Origin of the sequence: Pseudooceanicola endophyticus (genome assembly GCF_018760365.1) — a bacterium.
GTDB lineage: Bacteria > Pseudomonadota > Alphaproteobacteria > Rhodobacterales > Rhodobacteraceae > Pseudooceanicola > Pseudooceanicola endophyticus.
Window position 1 is genome coordinate 453128 of sequence record NZ_JAHIAB010000001.1, and the last position, 18188, is coordinate 471315.

An 18188-nucleotide genomic window follows, 5' to 3' on the forward strand; every position below is an offset into this window, starting at 1 on the left:
GCAACCCGGCCTCAGAAATCGAGGCCCAGGTCGAGGGTGCGCGCCGAATGGGTGAGCGCCCCGGCCGAGATGTAGTCGACCCCTGTGGCCGCGACCTCGGCGATGCGTTCCAGCTTCATGTTGCCCGAAGCTTCCAGCACGATCCGGCCCGCCGTCATCGCCACGGCTTCGCGCAGGCTCGCCGTGTCCATGTTGTCCAGCAGCACGACATCGGCGCCGCCTTCCTCCAGCACTTCGGCCAGCTGATCGAGGCGATCCACCTCGATCTCGACCCGCACCATGTGCGAAGCCTGCGCCTTCACCGCCTCCAGCACGGGGCGGATGCCACCGGCGGCGGCGATGTGGTTGTCCTTGATCAGGATCGCATCCGAAAGCGAGAACCGGTGCGCGAAGCCGCCGCCATGCAGCACCGCCTGCTTCTCGACCAGGCGCAGGCCCGGAGTGGTCTTGCGGGTGCAGGTGATGCGGGTCGCGGTTCCGCGGGTCTCGGCCACGAAGGCCGCCGTCAGCGTCGCGATGCCGGAAAGCCGCCCGGCAAAGTTCAGCGCCACCCGTTCCGCCGACAGGATCGAGGCCGCCTCGCCCGAGATTTCCATCAGCACATCGCCGGGGGCGACGGCCTCTCCGTCGCGGGCATGGGTGGTCAGCTTCAGACCGGGGTCCACCATGCGGAACGCCATGGAGGCGATCTGAAGCCCCGAGGCGACGCCGGTTTCGCGCGCCCGCAGCTGCGCGGCATAGCTCAGGCCGCCGGGGATCACCGTGCGGGTGGTGACATCGCCGTTGCTGCCCAGATCCTCCATCAGCGCGGCGCGCACCAGGGGCTCCAGGATCATCTCGGGCATCGGAGGGAGGGTCATCAGGCAGCGTCTTCCGTCAGTGCGGCGGCGCGGCAGGCCAGCGCCAGGTTCAGGGTCATGCGCCGGCGCTCGCCGGTCTCGCCATCCACCTGCGGATGGTCGGCGCGGTAATGCCCGCCGCGGCTCTCCTGCCGCAGAAGCGCGGCGCTCGCAATAAGGGTCGCGGCGGCGGTCATGTTGAGGAGGTGCGGATCTTCGGGGGCCAGGGCCTCGATCCGGGCGATCTCGGCCAGGGCGCGGATCAGCCCGCGTTCGGTGCGGATCACCCCGGCATGATCGCTCATGGTGCGGCGCAGCCGGGCGATCAGGGCGGGATCCGTGGCCGCCAGCGGCGCGGTTTCGGGCAGCACCACCTTTGGTGCCGTCATGGCACCCAGCCCCCCGGCGATGTCGATCGCGGCGCGGCGCCCGTAGACCACCGCCTCCAGCAGCCCGTTGGAGGCCAGCCGGTTGGCGCCGTGCAGCCCGGTGCAGGCGACCTCTCCGCAGGCCCAGAGCCCATAAAGAGAGGTGCGGCCGCGATGGTCCGTCGCCACGCCCCCCATGTGGTAATGGGCGGCGGCGGCCACCGGGATCGGCTGGTGCACCGGGTCGATCCCGGCAGCGCGGCAGGCAGCGGCCACCGCCGGGAAGGCCGCATCGATGCGCGCCCCCAGCACCGCGCGGGTGTCGAGCATCGGGCGCAGACCGGCCTGCGACTGGGCAAAGACGGCGCGGGCCACCACGTCACGGGGCGCAAGCTCCTGATCCGGGTGCAGCCCTTCCATGAAGCGCTCGCCCCGCGCATTGATCAGGATCGCGCCTTCGCCCCTCAGGGCTTCGGTCGCCAGCGGCGCGGGATCGAGCCCGGCGTCGATGGCGGTCGGGTGGAATTGCAGGAACTCGGCATCGCCGATCCGGGCCCCGGCCCGGGCAGCCAGCCCCAGCCCCTGTCCGCGAATGCGCGCCGGGTTGGTCGCCAGGGCATAAAGCCCCCCCGCACCGCCCGAGGCCAGCAGCACCGCCGGCGCCTTCAGCGCCACCGGGGCCTGCCCCTCTCGGGCCAGCGCGACGCCGATCACACGGCCCGCCTCGACCAGCAGGCCGGTGGCGCTGACGCCTTCCAGCACCTGCACCGAAGGGGTCGCGCGGACCTGCGCCACGAGGGTGGCCATGATCGCCGCCCCCGCACTGTCGCCGCCCACCCGCACCACGCGGGCGAAGGAATGCGCCGCCTCGCGCGATTGCAAGAACCCGCCCTGATCGTCGCGGTCGAAGGGCGCGCCCAGCTCGGCCAGGCCGAAGATGCGCGCCCGCGCCTCGGCGGTGACCGAGGCCGCGACCTCCGGGTCAACCAGCCCGGCACCGGCGCGCAGCGTGTCGCGGGCATGGGCCTCGGGCGTGTCGGGCAGCGCCATGGCGGCGGCCACGCCCCCCTGCGCCCAGGCCGAGCTTGCCCCCTGCCCCAGCGGCTCCGGAGAGATCACCAGCACAGGGTACGGCGCCAGCTCCAGCGCCGCCGAAAGCGCGGCAAGCCCCGCCCCCAGGATCACGACGCGCCCGGTCTCGGGCATCTTACGCGGCCATCCGGCGCGACAGGTCGATCATCCGCTCGACCGAGACGCGGGCCTTCGCGGCGACCTCGGGATCAACCTCGACCGCACCCTCCAGGCTGTGCAGCGACCAGAGCACCTTTTCCAGCGTGATCCGCTTCATGTGCGGGCACATGTTGCAGGGGCCGATGAACTCCACCCCCGGCAGCGCATCCGAGATGTTGGAGGCCATGGAGCATTCGGTGACCAGCATGGCGCGCTCGGGCTGCTCGCGGGTCACGTAGTCGATGATCCCCGAGGTCGAGCCCGAGAAATCGGCCTCGGCCACCACGTCGGGGGGGCATTCGGGATGGGCGATGATGCGGGTCCCGGGGTTCCAGTCGCGGAACTCGACCAGGTCCCGGGCGGTGTACTGTTCGTGCACCTCGCAGGCACCGTCCCACCAGACGATGGTCTTCTGCGGCACCTCGCGGGCGACGTTCTGCGCCAGGTACTTGTCGGGGGTCATAATGATCGTGTCGGCGTCCAGCCCGGCGACGATCTGCGCGGCGTTGGACGATGTGCAGCAGATGTCCGAGGCCGCCTTCACCTCGGCGGTGGTGTTCACATAGGTGACGACCGGCGCGCCGGGATAGCGGCGGCGCATCTCGGCAATGCCCGCCGGCGTGATGCTTTCGGCCAGAGAGCACCCCGCCTGCATGTCGGGGATCAGCACCGTCTTGGCGGGGTTCAGGATCTTCGAAGTCTCGGCCATGAAATGCACGCCGCACTGCACGATCACCTCGGCCTCGACCTCGGTCGCCTTGATGGCCAGCTGCAGGCTGTCGCCCACCACGTCGGCAATGCCGTGATAGATCTGCGGCGTCATGTAGTTATGGGCCAGGATAACGGCGTTGCGCTGCGCCTTCAGGGCATTGATCGCGGCGACATAGGGGGCATGGATCGCCCAGTCGACCGGGCTGATCACCCGCGCCATGCGGGCGTAGATGTCGCGCATCTCCTCGGCCAGGGCGGGGTTCGGCGCCAGGTCGTAATGCGCGGCCAGACGGGCCCTCAGCGGGGTCATATCATTCATGCCAAGCCTCCTCCCAACGGTGCCGGGGCGACACCATTGTTTGCATGAAAACAATTTATCATTTCATACCAAGCACTTAGCATGGCGCCTGCGGTGTATGCCCTTGGGGCAGCAAGGGCAAGCGGGTATTTCACACCGGCCCCGGCCCGGCAGCGACGGCGCAAGGTGCTGAAAGGCCGATGCAAATTCCTGCAACCGCCCCGTGAGACGGGGGAGACCTGGCGCGAATCCACATCTTCGTGACCCCGGATTTGCCAATCCGGACATGATCTGGAACCCTGAGCGCATCCGCAACGAAAGTCCGCAACGACAGGGAGACGCGCATGATTTCCGTCTACAGGGGGGTCGCCCACCCGTGGCTCTGCGACGTGATGGGGCATCTGACCACGCGCCACTACATGGCGATGTTCGACGATGCCTCCTACCACCTTCTGGACAGCGCCTTCGGCTGGCAGCCCGGCACCGGGGCCGCCTTCGGCTGGGCCGACGTGCGCCATGTCCTGGACTACCAGGCCGAGGTCGCCGCCGGTCACCTGCTTGAGATCCGCGCCGGGGTGCGGCGCCTGGGCGGCAGCTCGGCCACGGTCCTCTACGAGATGACGGACCTGACCGCCGGCAGCCGTGCCGCCACGCTCGAGGCGGTCTCGGTGCATTTCGACCTGACCGCGCGCCGCGCCGCGCCGATCCCCGAGGCGATGCGCCAGCGCGCCGCCCCACTGCTGCTGGCCGAGGCCGACTAGATCCCGGAACGGAAAGGGGCCGCCCGAAGGCGGCCCCGCGTTCCTGCGCCGATCCCGGGGGATCAGCTTGCCGATTTGGCATGCAGCGCCTTGATGATGTCGCGGTTGGTGATCGAGCCGCAGGGCCCGGCCTCGTTCCGGACACCGACGATCTGCGCCCCTTCCGAAAGGATCTGGATGACCTCGGCCACCGGCGCCCCGGGGGCAACCTGGTGCGGGGAATCCGCTGCCATCTCGGGCGACATGACATCCATCGCCTGAAGCACGCCCAGCGGGTTCATGTGGGTAACAAAGTCTTCCACATAGGCATCGGCGGGATTGGCGATGATCTCCTGCGGGGTGCCGCACTGAACGATCCGGCCGCCTTCCATGATGGCGATCCGGTTGCCGATCTTGAAGGCCTCGTCCAGGTCGTGGGAGACGAAGATGATGGTGCGCTTCAGCTTGGCCTGAAGCTCCAGCAGCTCGTCCTGAAGACGCGAGCGGATCAGCGGATCGAGCGCGCTGAAGGGTTCATCCATCAGCAGGATCGGCGCTTCGGTGGCAAAGGCGCGGGCAAGGCCAACCCGCTGCTGCATGCCGCCCGAAAGCTCGCCCACCTTGTTCTCGGCCCAGTCGGTCAGGCCGACCAGATCCAGCTGGGCACGCGCCTTGTCCTCGCGCTCCTTCTTCGACATGCCCGACAGTTCGAGGCCAAGCGCCACGTTGTCGAGCACGTTGCGCCAGGGCAGCAGGCCGAATTGCTGGAACACCATGGCGACGCTCTTGCGGCGCAGGCGCAGCAGGTCGTCCTTGGAACAGGCGGTCGGATCGCAGCTCCAGCCCTGGGCATGGACGCGCAGGCTGCCGCGCACCACCGGATTCAGCCCATTGACCGCGCGCAGCAGCGTCGACTTGCCCGAGCCCGACAGGCCCATCAGCACAAGGATCTCGCCCTGCTCGACCGTCAGGGAACAGTCGTGCACGCCCAGGACCTGGCCGGTGTCCTTCTGGATTTCGGCCCGGTCCTTCATCTGGTCCATCAGCGGCAGCGCCTTTTCGGGGCGGTCGCCGAAGACGATGGAGACATTGTCGAACTCCACCGCCGGAATGGAAGTAGCGTTGGTCATTTGCGTCCTCCGATCCGGAGCATGCGATCAAGGATGATCGCCACCACCACGATGACGAAGCCGGATTCGAAGCCAAGCGCCGTGTTCACCTGGTTCAGCGCCCGCACAACCGGCACGCCAAGACCGTCCGCGCCGACCAGCGCCGCGACCACCACCATGGAGAGAGAAAGCATGATGGTCTGGTTCAGGCCCGCCATGATCTGCGGCAGGGCATAGGGCAGCTCGACCTTGGTGAGGGTCTGCGACTTGGTGCCGCCGAAGGCCTCGGAGGCCTCGAGCAGCGCCTTCGGAGTCGAGGACACGCCGAGGTAGGTCAGACGGATCGGCGCCGGCACCACGAAGATCACCGTCGCGATCAGACCCGGCACCATGCCGATGCCGAAGAAGACGATTGCCGGGATCAGGTAGACGAAGGTGGGCAGCGTCTGCATCAGGTCGAGGATCGGCTGCAGCACCTTGTAGAGCTTTGGCCGGTGCGCCGCGGCAATGCCGATGGGCACGCCGATCGCCATGCAGACGATACAGGAGGATATCACCAGCGTCAGGCTTTCGGTGGTCTCTTCCCAGTAGCCCTGGTTGATGATGAACAGGAAGCCCAGCACCACGAACAGGCAGGTCTTCCAGTTGCGTTGCAGCGCCCAGGTCAGCGCCACGAAGACGGCGATGACGATGAGCGGGTTCGGTTCCTGGAGAATCCAGAGCAGACCGTCGATGAGATTTTCGGCACCGGCGGCCAGAAGATCGACGACGGACTGGAAATTATCCCTTAGCCAATCAAAGAAATCGGCAGCCCAGTCACCGACCGGGATCTTGTATTCAGTAAGCCACTCCAAGGCGACCTCCACTAATGAAAGGCCCGGTCGCGCGACCGGGCCATCCGAGGTTCACGGGTTCACAGGCCAAGCTTCGACTTCACGGCAGCCGCGCCGTCACCGCCGTCCGCGGTGGTCACGCCATCAACCCAGGACATCACCAGATCGGGATGCGCCTGCATCCATTCCAGCGACGCTTTGTCCGCATCCTCGCCATCGTTCAGGATCTTGCCCATGATCTCGTTCTCCATGGGCAGGGTGAATTTCAGTTGTTTCAGGAACTTGCCGACGTTGGGGCATTCCTCCGCGTAGCCCTTGCGGGTCACGGTGTTCACGACGCCCTCGCCGCCGAAGAAATCTTCGCCGCCGGTCAGGTACTTCAGCTTGAAGCTGGAGTTCATCGGATGGGGTTCCCAGCCCAGGAAGACGATGTCCTTCTGCTTGTCATAGGCGCGGCGCACCATCGACAGCATGCCCTGTTCAGAGCTTTCGACGACCTTGAAGTCGCCCAGATCGTCCTTGTTTTGCTCGGTCAGGCCGATGAGGTAGGCGTTGCCCTCGTTGCCCGGCTCGATGCCGTAGATCTTGTCGCCCAGTTCCTTGCCGAACTTGTGGATGTCGGCATAGGTGTGCAGACCCTTCTCGTAGGTGTAGTCCGGAACGGCCAGCGTGTACTTGGTGCCTTCCAGGTTGGTGGCCACGGTGTCGATCTCGCCCTTGTCGAGGTAGGGCTGGATCGCGGCGGTCTGCGAGGGCATCCAGTTGCCCAGGAAGATGTCCACGTCATCGCTTTCCAGAGAAGCGAAAGTCACGGGAACGGACAGAACCTTCACGTCCACCTTGTAGCCCAGCGCCTGCAGAACCTGCTTCGAGGCGGCGGTGGTCGAGGTGATGTCGGTCCAGCCGACGTCCGAGAAGGATACCTTGCCACAATCGGCGAAAGCGGCGCCGGCGGTCAACGAAAGGGCAACGGTGCTCGTGAGAGCGAGCTTGGTCTTTGTCATCACGTTTCCTCTGTGTCGGTGTCTTGCGTTTTTCTTGATTGATGAGTTAATCAAAAACGAAGAGCTTCGAAAAGTAAAGCACTCCGTCGTAAGGACAGCTCAAATGCCCAAGGTCGGTATGGAACCGGTTCGAAAGAAGGCACTGATCCACGCCACGATCGCAGAGATCGGCGAGGCGGGCACGCTCGACGTGACCGTCAGCCAGATTGCGCGTCGTGCGGGGATGTCCTCTGCGCTGGCGCATCACTATTTCGGCTCCAAGGATCAGATCTTTCTGGCCACCATGCGCTACGTGATGCGCCACTACGGAGAGACCGTGCGCGCCGGCCTTGCCGGCGCCACCACCCCCGAGGAGCGGATCCGCGCGATCACCGATTCCTCCTTTCATTCCAGCCAGTTCGAACGAGAGACCATCGCGGCCTGGCTGAACTTCTACGTCCGGTCCCTGCGCTCGGACGAGACCCGGAGATTGCTCGACGTCTATGCGCGCAGGCTCCACTCGAACCTGATGCACGACCTCAAGAAGCTGTTCGATCCCGATACGGCCAACGAGATCGCACAGGGGCTGTCCTCGTTGATCGACGGGTTCTACGTCCGCGCCGCCCTCCAGGAAGCTGTGCCGGAACCCGAAAGAATCAAGGCGATGGTGAATGACTACCTCACGCTCTGGCTGGAAAGGACACGACGTGGCGAATAAGCCCAACATCCTGATTTTCATGGTTGATCAGCTCAACGGCACGCTGTTCCCCGATGGGCCGGCCGACTGGCTGCACGCGCCCAATATCAAGGCACTGGCGCAGCGCTCCACCCGATTCGCCAATGCCTATACCGGTTCGCCGCTCTGCGCGCCGGGACGGGCCGCCTACATGTCCGGGCAGCTGCCGCGCCGCACCAAGGTCTACGACAATGCCGCCGAATTCGGCAGCGACATCCCGACCTATGCGCACCATCTGCGCCGTGCCGGCTATCAGACCTACCTCTCGGGCAAGATGCATTTCGTCGGCCCCGACCAGCTTCACGGTTTCGAGAAGCGCCTGACGACCGACATCTATCCGGCCGATTTCGGCTGGACCCCGGACTATCGCAAGCCCGGCGAGCGAATCGACTGGTGGTATCACAACATGGGCTCCGTCACCGGCGCCGGCGTGGCCGAGATCACCAACCAGATGGAATATGACGACGAGGTCGCCTTCCAGGCCCGTCAGAAGGTCTACCAGTTGGGCCGCCGCCTGGACGAACGTCCCTGGATGATGACCGTCAGCTTCACCCACCCGCACGACCCCTATGTCGCGCGCAAGAAGTACTGGGACCTCTACGAGGATTGCGACCACCTGCTGCCCGAGGTCGCGCCGATCCCCTACGAAGACCTCGACAACCATTCCAAGCGCATCTTCGACGCGAACGACTGGCGCAACTTCGACATCACCGAAGAGGACGTGAAACGCTCGCGTCGCGCCTATTTCGCCAACATCTCCTATCTCGACGACAAGGTCGGAGAGATCATGGAGGCGCTGGAAGGCACGCGCCAGCTCGACAACACGGTGATCCTCTTCGTGTCGGATCACGGCGACATGCTGGGCAACAAGGGCCTGTGGTTCAAGATGACCTTCTTCGAGGGGTCCTCGCGCGTGCCGCTGATGATTTCCGCACCCGCCATGCCCGCAGGCCTGGTGGAAACCCCGGTCTCGACCATCGACGTGAACCCGACCCTGGCGGACCTGGCCGGCATCGAGCTGGGCGAGATCGCGCCCTGGACCGATGGCGAATCCCTGGTGGCGCTGGCCAACGGCACCCCGCGCGAAACCCCGGTGCGCATGGAATATGCCGCAGAGGGTTCCTACGCGCCGCTGGTCGGGCTGCGCATGGACGACTGGAAGTACATCCGCTGCGCACTGGATGACGACCTGCTGTTCAACCTGGCCGAGGACCCGAACGAGCTGACCAACCTGGCCACCGACCCGGCCCATGCCGAGGTTCTGGCGACATTCTCGCAGATGGCCGACGGCTACTGGGACCTGCCCGCCTTCGACAACGAGGTGCGCGAAAGCCAGGCCCGCCGCCTCATCGTCTACGAGGCGCTGCGCAACGGCGACTATTTCCCCTGGGATTTCGAGCCGCTGCAGCAAGCATCCGAGCGCTACATGCGCAACCACATGGACCTGAACGTGCTGGAATCGAACCAGCGTTATCCCCGCGGAGAGTGACATGAAAAACGTCCAGCCCCAGGGCAGCCACTTCATCGACGGCGCCTATGTAGAAGACACCGCCGGCCGGGAGATCCCCTGCGTCTATGCCGCCACCGGAGAGGTCGTGGCGACGCTGCATTCGGCCACGCCCGCAGTGATCGAACAGGCGCTGGCCTCGGCCAAGCGCGCGCAGGCGGAATGGGCGGCCCTGCCCCCCGTCGCGCGCGGCCGCGTGCTGCGCCGCGTCGCCGAGATCCTGCGCGAACGCAACCAGGAGCTCTCGGAGCTTGAGACCATCGACACCGGCAAGCCGATCCAGGAGACGACCATCGCGGACGCCACCTCGGGTGCGGATTCGCTGGAATATTTCGGCGGCCTGGCCGCGACCCTGACCGGCGAGACGATGCCGCTGGGCGGTGATTTCGTCTACACGATCCGCGAGCCCCTCGGCGTCTGCGTCGGCATCGGCGCCTGGAACTACCCGACCCAGATCGCCTGCTGGAAATCGGCCCCCGCGCTGGCCTGCGGCAATGCCATGATCTTCAAGCCCTCCGAGGTGACGCCCCTTTGCGCGCTGAAGCTGGCCGAGATCTACATCGAGGCCGGCGCGCCCGCGGGCCTGTTCAACGTTGTGAACGGCTATGGGGATGTCGGCGCCGCCCTGATCGGCGACCAGCGCGTCGACAAGGTGTCGCTGACCGGCTCCGTGCCCACCGGCGAAAAGGTCTATGCCGCCGCCGCAACGGGCATCCGCCACGTCACGATGGAGCTGGGCGGCAAGTCCCCCCTGATCGTCTTCGAGGATGCCGATATCGAGAACGCGATCAGCGCGGCGATCAACGGCAACTTCTATTCCACCGGGCAGATCTGCTCGAACGGGACGCGCGTCTTCGTACACGAGGACATCGTGGACACCTTCACCGCCCGCCTGGTCGAGCGCACGAAGACCGCGATCATCGGCGATCCCATGGACCCCGAGACCCAGATCGGCCCGATGATCACCGATACCCAGCGCCAGAAGGTGCTGAACTACATCCGCATCGGCCAGCAGGAAGGCGCGACCCTGGCCGTCGGCGGCGGCTGCCCGGAGCGTGACGGCTGGTTCATCGAACCCACCGTCTTCACCGGCGTCACCGACGACATGACCATCGCCCGCGAGGAAATCTTCGGCCCCGTCATGTCGGTGCTGACCTTCAGGGACGAGGACGAGGTGATCGCCCGCGCCAACGACACCGAATTCGGCCTGGCCGCGGGCCTGTTCACCCGCGATTTCGCCCGCGCCCACCGGGTCGTGGCCCAGCTTCAGGCCGGCACCTGCTGGATCAACCAGTACAACCTGACCCCGGTCGAGACGCCCTTCGGCGGCGTCAAGAAATCCGGCGTCGGTCGCGAGAACTCCAAGGCCGCGATCGAGCATTTCAGCCAGGTCAAATCCGTCTACGTCGCCCTGGGCGATGTCGAAGCCGCCTTCTGAAGGGGGGACGCATGGACGCAGATTACATCATCATCGGCTCGGGCTCTGCCGGGTCCGTCATGGCCTCGCGGCTGTCGGAAGACGGCAAGCACAAGGTCCTGGTGCTGGAATTCGGGGGGACCGATGCCGGTCCCTTCATCCAGATGCCTGCCGCCCTGTCCTATCCGATGAACATGAAGCGCTACGACTGGGGCTTCATGTCGGAACCCGAACCCGGTCTGGGCGGGCGCCAGCTGGTGACGCCGCGCGGCAAGGTCGTGGGGGGATCTTCCTCGATCAACGGCATGGTCTACGTGCGTGGCCATGCCCATGACTATGATCACTGGGCCGAAAGCGGCGCCCATGGCTGGTCCTATGCCGATGTGCTGCCCTATTTCAAACGGGCCGAGCATTGGCACGACGGCGGCCATGGCGGCGATCCGGAATGGCGCGGCTACGAGGGTCCGCTGCACGTGACGCGCGGGCCGCGCGCCAACCCGCTCTACAAGGCCTTCGTCGATGCCGGAGCCCAGGCGGGCTTTGAGCTGACCGATGATTACAACGGGCAGAAGCAGGAAGGCTTCGGCCCGATGGAGCAGACGGTCTGGAAGGGCCGCCGCTGGTCCACCGCCAATGCCTATCTTCGGCCCGCGCTGGAGCGCCCGAACCTCGAGATGATCCGCTGCTTCGCCCGCCGCGTCGTCATCGAGAACGGTCGTGCCACCGGCGTCGAGATCGAGCGCGGCGGCAAGATCGAGGTGGTGAAGGCGCGCCGCGAGGTGATCATCGCCGCCTCCTCGATCAACTCGCCCAAGATCCTGATGCTTTCGGGCGTGGGTCCGGCGGCGCATCTGAAGGAACACGGCATCGAGGTCGTGGCGGATCGCCCCGGCGTCGGCCAGAACCTTCAGGACCACCTGGAGCTGTACATCCAGCAGGCCAGCACCCAGCCGATCACGCTCTACAAGCACTGGAACCTCTGGGGCAAGGCCATTGCCGGGGCGCAATGGATGCTGACCAAGAAGGGTCTGGGCGCCTCGAACCAGTTCGAAAGCGCGGCCTTCATCCGCTCCAAGGCGGGGGTGGATTATCCCGACATCCAGTTCCACTTCCTGCCCATCGCCGTACGCTACGACGGCAAGGCCGCCGCCGAAGGCCATGGCTGGCAGGCCCATGTCGGCCCGATGCGCTCCAAGTCGCGCGGCGCGGTGACGCTGAAATCGTCCGATCCCAAGGTCGATCCGAAGATCTTCTTCAACTACATGTCGCATCCCGACGACTGGGAAGACTTCCGCCACTGCATCCGCATCACCCGCGAGATCTTCGGCCAGGCCGCCTTCGATCCCTATCGCGGCAAGGAGATCCTGCCGGGCGCCCACCTGCAAAGCGACGAGCAGCTGGACCAGCATATCCGGGAACACGCCGAAAGCGCCTTCCACCCCTGCGGCACCGCCCGCATGGGCGCGGCCAGCGATCCGATGGCCGTGGTCGATCCGGAGTGCCGGGTGATCGGGGTCGAGGGGCTGCGCCTCGCCGACAGCTCGGTCTTCCCGCGCATCACCAACGGCAACCTCAACGGCCCCTCGATCATGGTGGGCGAGAAGGCCAGCGACCATATCCTTGGCAAGGCGCCCCTCGCCCCCGAGAATGCCGAGCCCTGGATCAACCCGCGCTGGCGCGAAAGCGACCGCTGATCCCTGCGCGCGCCCTGCCCCGGGCGCGCGCCCCCGCACTGTGCCCGCCAAACGGGCGCCCGGCCCGGCAGGGGTCGGATTTCCGCCCCTGCCCGGTCCCGCGCGATCACAATTGCACCAGAGCCTCTTTCCCGGTTAACCGGATTTTAAGACACTCGTTCAAAACCTTCCGAAGGGCAGCAACGAGTCCGGGCAAACCGGAACCGCTCTGCGGGATCGACAAGAGGTGGCAGTGATCCAGACCCATACCATCACCGCGCAGATGCCCGCCTCACTCAGGACGGGGCCCATCGCCCTGCCCGGGCTCAACGTGCAGCTGGCGGCGCTGTGCTACCGGATCGTCAAGGACAAGCCGCAGATCCTGCTGGTGACCTCGCGCGGGACCAAGCGCTGGATCCTGCCCAAGGGCTGGCCGATGGAAGACCGCACCCCCGCCGAGGCCGCGCTTCAGGAAGCCTACGAGGAAGCCGGCGTGGTCGGGCGCGTCAGCCCGCATCCGGTCGGCTACTACAGCTACACCAAGAAGCTGAGCGACGGGCAGTCGCTGCCCTGCATGGCGATGGTCTACCCGGTGCGGGTCCATGCCCTGCTGCAGGACTACCGGGAGGCCGGCCAGCGCAAGCGCGACTGGGTCAGCCGCAAGAAGGCCGCCAGCCGGGTCGAGGAACCCGACCTGGCGCGGCTGCTGAAGCGCTTCGATCCCTCGGGCCTGCATTTCTGACCCGCCGCCCCGGCGACACCTTGCATCCGCGCACCGCGTGCTTATGTCAGTGTGTCAGTTCTGTGACCGGGACCGAGATGATTCACTTTGCCCTGAAATGCGACCAGGGACACAGCTTCGAAAGCTGGTTCCAGTCCTCCGAGGCTTTCGACAAGCTTCTTGCCGCCGGAATGGTCAGCTGTTCCGTCTGCGGCAGCCCCTCTGTCGAGAAGGCACTGATGGCGCCCCGCGTGCAGACCGGCCGCGACAAGCCGCTGTCCAAGCCCGCCAGCGAGGCCGAACAAGCCATCGCAGAGCTGCGCCGCAAGGTCGAGGAAAGCGCCACCTATGTCGGTGGCAACTTCGCGAAGGAAGCCCGCGCCATCCACGAAGGCGAGAAGCCTGATCGTCCGATCTACGGCGAAGCCCGCCCCGAGGAGGCCCGCGCCCTGATCGAGGACGGCGTGCCGGTGCTGCCGCTGCCCTTCTCTGCCGGGCGGAAAACCAACTGAGGGGCCCATCATGCATGTGCTGATCACCGGAGCCAGCCGCGGAATCGGTGCGGAACTGGCCCGCCAGCACGCGGCACGCGGCGACCGGGTGACCGGCACCGCCACCGGCGATCACGACGGGCTGATCCGCCTCGACGTGACAGACCCCGACCAGATCCGGGACATGGCCGCCGCCCTGGATGGCGCGCCCCTCGACCGGCTGATCTGCAACGCCGGCGTCAGCCTGGCGCGGCACGACCCGCTGGAGAGCGGCTTTGCCCCCGAGGTCTGGGCGAAAAGCTTTGCCGTCAACGTCACCGGCGCCTTCCTCTGCGTGCAGGCGCTGCTGCCCAACCTGCGCGCCGCACCCGGCGCCCGGATCGGGCTGATCGCCTCGGCCATGGCCAGCCACGAACATGCCTCGGGCGGGGCCTATGCCTACCGGGCCTCCAAGGCAGCGCTGGTCAGCCTCGGGCGCAACCTGGCCGCCGACCTGGAGGACGCGGGCATCGCCGTCGGCATCTATCACCCGGGCTGGGTGCGCACCGATCTGGGCGGGCCGCGCGCCTCCCTGCGCCCCGCGGACAGCGCCCGCGGCCTGATCGCCCGCATGGACCACCTCTCGCCCGAGACCACGGGCGTCTTCGAGACCTGGGAAGGCGACCCCGTCGCCTTCTGAGCTTTCCGGCAACGGGCCGCGCAGCCTTGTCGAAACAGGGCCCGCGCCCGCTTTCTCGCCTTGCGCAGCACGCGTTCCGCGCGTAAACCACGCCGACTTTGCCTGAAAGGACGGGGCCAATAACCTGACATGCCTGTTCTCGTGATGAAATTCGGCGGCACATCCGTCGCCAACCTCGACCGTATCCGTCGCGCGGCCAAGCGCGTCGGCGTGGAAGTTGCCAAGGGCTATGACGTCATCGTCATCGTCTCTGCCATGTCCGGCAAGACGAACGAGCTGGTGGGCTGGGTCAACGAGACCTCGCCCATGTACGACGCGCGCGAATACGACGCCGTCGTTAGCTCGGGTGAAAACGTCACCGCAGGTCTGATGGCCCTCACCCTTCAGGAGATGGATATTCCCGCCCGCTCCTGGCAGGGCTGGCAGGTGCCGCTGAAGACCAACTCTGCCCATTCCCAGGCCCGGATCGAAGAGATCCCGACCGACAACATCATGGCCAAGTTCGGCGAGGGCATGAAGGTTGCGGTGGTCGCGGGCTTCCAGGGGATTTCGCCCGAGGGGCGGATCACCACGCTGGGCCGGGGTGGCTCCGATACGACGGCCGTGGCCTTCGCCGCCGCCTTCGAGGCGGAACGCTGCGACATCTACACCGATGTCGACGGCGTCTACACCACCGACCCGCGCGTCTGCCAGAAGGCCCGCAAGCTCGACCGCATCGCCTTCGAGGAGATGCTGGAGCTCGCCTCGCTGGGCGCCAAGGTCCTGCAGACCCGCTCGGTCGAGCTGGCCATGCGCTACAACGTCAAGCTTCGCGTTCTCTCGAGCTTCGAGGAACAATCCGATACCGCAGGCACCCTGGTCTGTGCCGAGGAGGACATCATGGAATCCAACGTCGTCAACGGCATCGCCTTCTCGCGCGAGGAAGCGAAGATGACCCTCGTGACCATCGTCGACAAGCCCGGCGTGGCGGCCGCGATCTTCGGGCCGCTCTCCGAAGCCGGCGTCAACGTCGACATGATCATCCAGAACGTCTCCGAGAAGGGCGTGACGGACATGACCTTCTCCTGCCCCATCGACCAGGTGAAGCGCGCCGAGAAGGCGCTGTTCGACGCCAAGACCGCCGGCCTGATCGAGTTCGACGAGCTGGTCGCGGACACCGAGGTCTGCAAGGTCTCGGCCGTGGGCATCGGGATGCGCTCGCAGTCCGGCGTTGCCGCGAAGATGTTCAAGGTCCTCTCGGACGAGGGCATCAACATCAAGGTCATCGCCACCTCGGAGATCAAGATCTCCGTCCTGGTCGAGCGCAAGTACCTGGAACTGGCCGTGCAGGCCCTGCACGACGCCTTCGACCTGGACAAGGCCGCCTGAGGGACTTCCCGGCAGCGCTAACAAATGCGGCGCGTCCCTCCGGGGCGCGCCTTTTTCTTGCACGATGTGCGGCGGGGACAGGATCCCGCCTGTCATTCAACTTTCAATATACTGAAAACATTCTGTAATTTTCAGCAATACTGGGCGGTTTCGCACCTGCGGCATGATTTGCCCATTTCGCTTTCAGGTACTCTGTGGTCTATTCACCCCGGACCCGGAGGCGAGGGGCAGCCCAAGATATGACCGAAGACTTCCAGACCGACAGTCGGCAGATGCTGGGCCGCCTGCGCGAAGTCATGGCGGAGGACGCGCTTGGACAGGCGCGGCTGGACAAGATCACCCGGCTGATCGCCGGATCGATGCGGACCGAGGTCTGCTCGGTCTACCTGTTCCGCGATCCCGAAACGCTGGAGCTTTGCGCGACTGAGGGCCTGAAGCCCGAGGCAGTGCACAAGACCCGGATGCGCCTGGGCGAGGGCCTGGTGGGCCGCGTGGCGCGCACCGGCAAGCTGGTGAACACCGCCGACGCCCCGCAGGAAACCGGCTTTCGCTACATGCCCGAGACCGGCGAAGAGATCTATTCCTCCTTCGCGGGCGTGCCGATCCAGCGGCTGGGGGAAACCCTGGGCGTGCTGGTGGTGCAGTCCAAGGAAGCCCGCAAGTATTCCGAGGACGAGATCTACGCCCTCGAGGTCGTCGCCATGGTGCTGGCCGAGATGGCCGAGCTGGGCGCCTTCATCGGCGACAGCGCCGCGCTGACCAAGCGCCACACCAAGCCGGTGATGTTCCGCGGTACCTGCGGCCAGGAGGGCGCCGCCGAGGGCCACGTCTGGCTGCACGAGCCCCGCGTCGTCATCACCAATCCGATCGCCGACGACCCCGAGCGCGAGAACGCCCGCCTGCACGAGGCGGTCGAGCAGCTGCGCGTCGGCGTCGACCGGATGCTGGCGGGGGCCCAGGCCGGCGATGCCGAGCAGCTTGAGGTGCTGGAAGCCTACCGGATGTTCGCCAATTCCAAGGGCTGGATGCGCCGGATGCAAGCCGACATCACCCGCGGCCTTTCGGCCGAGGCGGCGGTCGAGAAGGAACAGACCGCAGCCCGGGCCCGGCTGGCCAGCGCCACCGACAGCTACCTGCGCGAACGGCTGCACGATCTCGACGACCTGTCGAACCGGCTGCTGCGCATCCTGACCGGTCAGGGCAAGGAAACCGGCGCCGAGATGCCGGCCGATCCGATCCTGGTCGCCCGCAATATCGGCCCGGCGGAACTGCTGGACTACGGTCGTTCGCTGCGCGGCATCGTGCTGGAACAGGGCTCGGTCGGCAGCCATGCCGCCGTGGTGGCGCGCGCCCTGGCGATCCCGCTGGTGGTCCATGCCAAGGACATCACCACCGAGGCGCTGAACGGCGACTACATCATGGTCGACGGCGATCAGGGCATCGCCCATCTGCGCCCCGAAGAGACCGTCTCGAACGCCTTCCGCGACAAGATCGCCATGCAGGCCAAGGCGCAGGAACGCTACGCCTCGATCCGCGACGTGCCCGCGATCACCACCTGCGGCACGCGGATGACGCTGACGATGAACGCCGGCCTGATGGCCGACCTGCCCAGCCTTGAGAATTCCGGCGCCGAGGGCGTCGGCCTGTTCCGCACCGAGCTGCAGTTCCTGGTGCGCAACCAGATGCCCAAGCGCTCGGAGCTGTCCAGCCTCTATGCCCATGTGCTGAACTCGGCCAAGGGCAAGCGCGTGGTGTTCCGCACCCTCGACATCGGCTCGGACAAGGTGCTGAGCTACATGAAGCCCAATGATGAGCCCAACCCGGCGCTTGGCTGGCGGGCGATCCGGGTCGGGCTGGACAAGCCGGGGGTGCTGCGGATGCAGCTCCAGGCGCTGATACGTGCCGCCGATGGCCGTCCGCTCTCGGTGATGTTCCCCTTCGTCGCCCAGTACGAGGAATACCAGGCCGCCCGCGCCGAAATGGACAAGGCGATGGAGCGCGAGCGCATCCTCGGCCATCCGGTCCCCTCCTCTCTTGAGGTCGGCGCCATGCTGGAAACCCCGTCGCTGGCCTTCGCGCCGAAGCGCTTCTTCCAGGAGGTCGACTTCCTGTCGATCGGCGGCAACGACCTCAAGCAGTTCTTCTTCGCCGCCGACCGCGAGAACGAGCGCGTGCGCCGCCGCTACGACACGCTGAACGTCAGCTTCCTGAGCTTCCTGACCAATATCGTCGAGCGTTGCGCCGAGACCGGCACGCCGCTGTCCTTCTGCGGCGAGGATGCCGGGCGCCCGCTGGAGGCCGTCTGCCTGGCGGCCATGGGCCTGCGCGCGCTCTCGATGCGCCCGGCCTCGATCGGGCCGGTGAAATCGCTGCTGCTGCGCACCGATCTGGCCCAGCTGCGCGCGGTGATCGACGAGGCCTCCGAACGCGGCGAACAATCGGTGCGCCGCGCCGTCCTGGACCACCTGCGCAGCACAACCTGAGA

General features: G+C 66.4%; 16 protein-coding genes. 10 read left to right on the top strand and 6 right to left on the bottom strand.

Annotated features, from left to right (window positions below):
- Nucleotides 1–11: 11 nt before the first annotated feature.
- Genes nadC through nadA form a run of 3 tightly spaced genes read right to left on the bottom strand, consistent with a single transcriptional unit; the run spans nt 12 to nt 3467 of the window.
- The gene (gene nadC, locus KM176_RS02175) at nt 12–860 is read right to left on the bottom strand and encodes a carboxylating nicotinate-nucleotide diphosphorylase (RefSeq protein ID WP_160892241.1); all 849 of its coding nucleotides are present in this window, start codon (nt 858–860) and stop codon (nt 12–14) included.
- Nucleotides 860–2413, bottom strand: coding sequence for an L-aspartate oxidase (locus tag KM176_RS02180; protein WP_160892243.1), 1554 nt, complete (start codon nt 2411–2413; stop codon nt 860–862). Before KM176_RS02180 ends, nadC begins: the two co-directional genes overlap by 1 nt.
- Nucleotide 2414: 1 nt before the next feature.
- Nucleotides 2415–3467, bottom strand: a complete 1053-nt coding sequence (gene nadA / locus KM176_RS02185) for a quinolinate synthase NadA (protein ID WP_160892245.1) — start codon at nt 3465–3467, stop codon at nt 2415–2417.
- A gap of 323 nt (nt 3468–3790) precedes the next feature.
- Here nadA and KM176_RS02190 point away from each other — a divergent pair, with 323 nt between their 5' ends.
- Complete coding sequence (locus KM176_RS02190; protein ID WP_160892247.1) at nt 3791–4207, top strand: acyl-CoA thioesterase; 417 nt, start codon at nt 3791–3793, stop codon at nt 4205–4207.
- Nucleotides 4208–4269: 62 nt separating this feature from the next.
- Here the strand turns inward: KM176_RS02190 and choV are convergent, their stop codons facing one another.
- From choV to choX, 3 genes are read right to left on the bottom strand one after another with little or no spacing between them, the layout of a single operon-like run.
- Nucleotides 4270–5316 (bottom strand): choline ABC transporter ATP-binding protein, encoded by a 1047-nt coding sequence (choV, locus tag KM176_RS02195; protein WP_160892249.1) that lies wholly within the window; start codon nt 5314–5316, stop codon nt 4270–4272.
- On the bottom strand, nt 5313–6149 hold the full coding sequence (choW, locus tag KM176_RS02200; protein WP_160892251.1) for a choline ABC transporter permease subunit: 837 nt from the start codon (nt 6147–6149) through the stop codon (nt 5313–5315). The genes choV and choW overlap by 4 nt, the downstream gene beginning before the upstream one ends.
- A 59-nt stretch (nt 6150–6208) precedes the next feature.
- On the bottom strand, nt 6209–7132 hold the full coding sequence (gene choX, locus KM176_RS02205) for a choline ABC transporter substrate-binding protein (RefSeq protein WP_160892253.1): 924 nt from the start codon (nt 7130–7132) through the stop codon (nt 6209–6211).
- A gap of 103 nt (nt 7133–7235) precedes the next feature.
- On the opposite strand from choX, the gene betI reads away from it, so the two are divergent.
- From betI to ptsP, 9 genes are all read left to right on the top strand, one after another.
- Entirely contained in the window at nt 7236–7829 is a 594-nt protein-coding gene (betI, locus tag KM176_RS02210) for a transcriptional regulator BetI (RefSeq protein ID WP_160892256.1), read from the top strand.
- Nucleotides 7783–9336: a choline-sulfatase gene (gene betC, locus KM176_RS02215; RefSeq protein ID WP_160892258.1), complete on the top strand. Its 1554-nt coding sequence runs from the start codon at nt 7783–7785 to the stop codon at nt 9334–9336. Before betI ends, betC begins: the two co-directional genes overlap by 47 nt.
- Nucleotide 9337: 1 nt before the next feature.
- Nucleotides 9338–10792: a betaine-aldehyde dehydrogenase gene (gene betB / locus KM176_RS02220; RefSeq protein ID WP_160892260.1), complete on the top strand. Its 1455-nt coding sequence runs from the start codon at nt 9338–9340 to the stop codon at nt 10790–10792.
- 11 nt (nt 10793–10803) lie between these two features.
- Entirely contained in the window at nt 10804–12465 is a 1662-nt protein-coding gene (gene betA / locus KM176_RS02225; protein ID WP_160892262.1) for a choline dehydrogenase, read from the top strand.
- A 232-nt stretch (nt 12466–12697) separates the two neighbouring features.
- The gene (locus tag KM176_RS02230; protein ID WP_311136135.1) at nt 12698–13186 is read left to right on the top strand and encodes an NUDIX hydrolase; all 489 of its coding nucleotides are present in this window, start codon (nt 12698–12700) and stop codon (nt 13184–13186) included.
- Nucleotides 13187–13263: 77 nt separating this feature from the next.
- Nucleotides 13264–13677: a DUF1178 family protein gene (locus KM176_RS02235; protein WP_160892264.1), complete on the top strand. Its 414-nt coding sequence runs from the start codon at nt 13264–13266 to the stop codon at nt 13675–13677.
- Between the two features lie 10 nt (nt 13678–13687).
- Nucleotides 13688–14335, top strand: a complete 648-nt coding sequence (locus KM176_RS02240; RefSeq protein ID WP_160892266.1) for an SDR family NAD(P)-dependent oxidoreductase — start codon at nt 13688–13690, stop codon at nt 14333–14335.
- A 129-nt stretch (nt 14336–14464) separates the two neighbouring features.
- Nucleotides 14465–15703 carry an aspartate kinase gene (locus tag KM176_RS02245; RefSeq protein WP_160892268.1) on the top strand — a complete coding sequence of 413 codons (1239 nt, stop codon included), beginning with the start codon at nt 14465–14467 and terminating at the stop codon, nt 15701–15703.
- A 239-nt stretch (nt 15704–15942) separates the two neighbouring features.
- Nucleotides 15943–18186, top strand: a complete 2244-nt coding sequence (ptsP, locus tag KM176_RS02250) for a phosphoenolpyruvate--protein phosphotransferase (RefSeq protein WP_160892270.1) — start codon at nt 15943–15945, stop codon at nt 18184–18186.
- Nucleotides 18187–18188 lie beyond the last annotated feature (2 nt).

Coding starts and splice junctions, on each gene's coding strand:
- nadC (WP_160892241.1), bottom strand. CDS start 860: ATGACCCTCCCTCCGATGCCCGAGATGATCCTGGAGCCCCTGGTGCGC.
- KM176_RS02180 (WP_160892243.1), bottom strand. CDS start 2,413: ATGCCCGAGACCGGGCGCGTCGTGATCCTGGGGGCGGGGCTTGCCGCG.
- nadA (WP_160892245.1), bottom strand. CDS start 3,467: ATGAATGATATGACCCCGCTGAGGGCCCGTCTGGCCGCGCATTACGAC.
- KM176_RS02190 (WP_160892247.1), top strand. CDS start 3,791: ATGATTTCCGTCTACAGGGGGGTCGCCCACCCGTGGCTCTGCGACGTG.
- choV (WP_160892249.1), bottom strand. CDS start 5,316: ATGACCAACGCTACTTCCATTCCGGCGGTGGAGTTCGACAATGTCTCC.
- choX (WP_160892253.1), bottom strand. CDS start 7,132: ATGACAAAGACCAAGCTCGCTCTCACGAGCACCGTTGCCCTTTCGTTG.
- betI (WP_160892256.1), top strand. CDS start 7,236: ATGCCCAAGGTCGGTATGGAACCGGTTCGAAAGAAGGCACTGATCCAC.
- betC (WP_160892258.1), top strand. CDS start 7,783: ATGACTACCTCACGCTCTGGCTGGAAAGGACACGACGTGGCGAATAAG.
- betB (WP_160892260.1), top strand. CDS start 9,338: ATGAAAAACGTCCAGCCCCAGGGCAGCCACTTCATCGACGGCGCCTAT.
- betA (WP_160892262.1), top strand. CDS start 10,804: ATGGACGCAGATTACATCATCATCGGCTCGGGCTCTGCCGGGTCCGTC.
- KM176_RS02235 (WP_160892264.1), top strand. CDS start 13,264: ATGATTCACTTTGCCCTGAAATGCGACCAGGGACACAGCTTCGAAAGC.
- KM176_RS02240 (WP_160892266.1), top strand. CDS start 13,688: ATGCATGTGCTGATCACCGGAGCCAGCCGCGGAATCGGTGCGGAACTG.
- KM176_RS02245 (WP_160892268.1), top strand. CDS start 14,465: ATGCCTGTTCTCGTGATGAAATTCGGCGGCACATCCGTCGCCAACCTC.
- ptsP (WP_160892270.1), top strand. CDS start 15,943: ATGACCGAAGACTTCCAGACCGACAGTCGGCAGATGCTGGGCCGCCTG.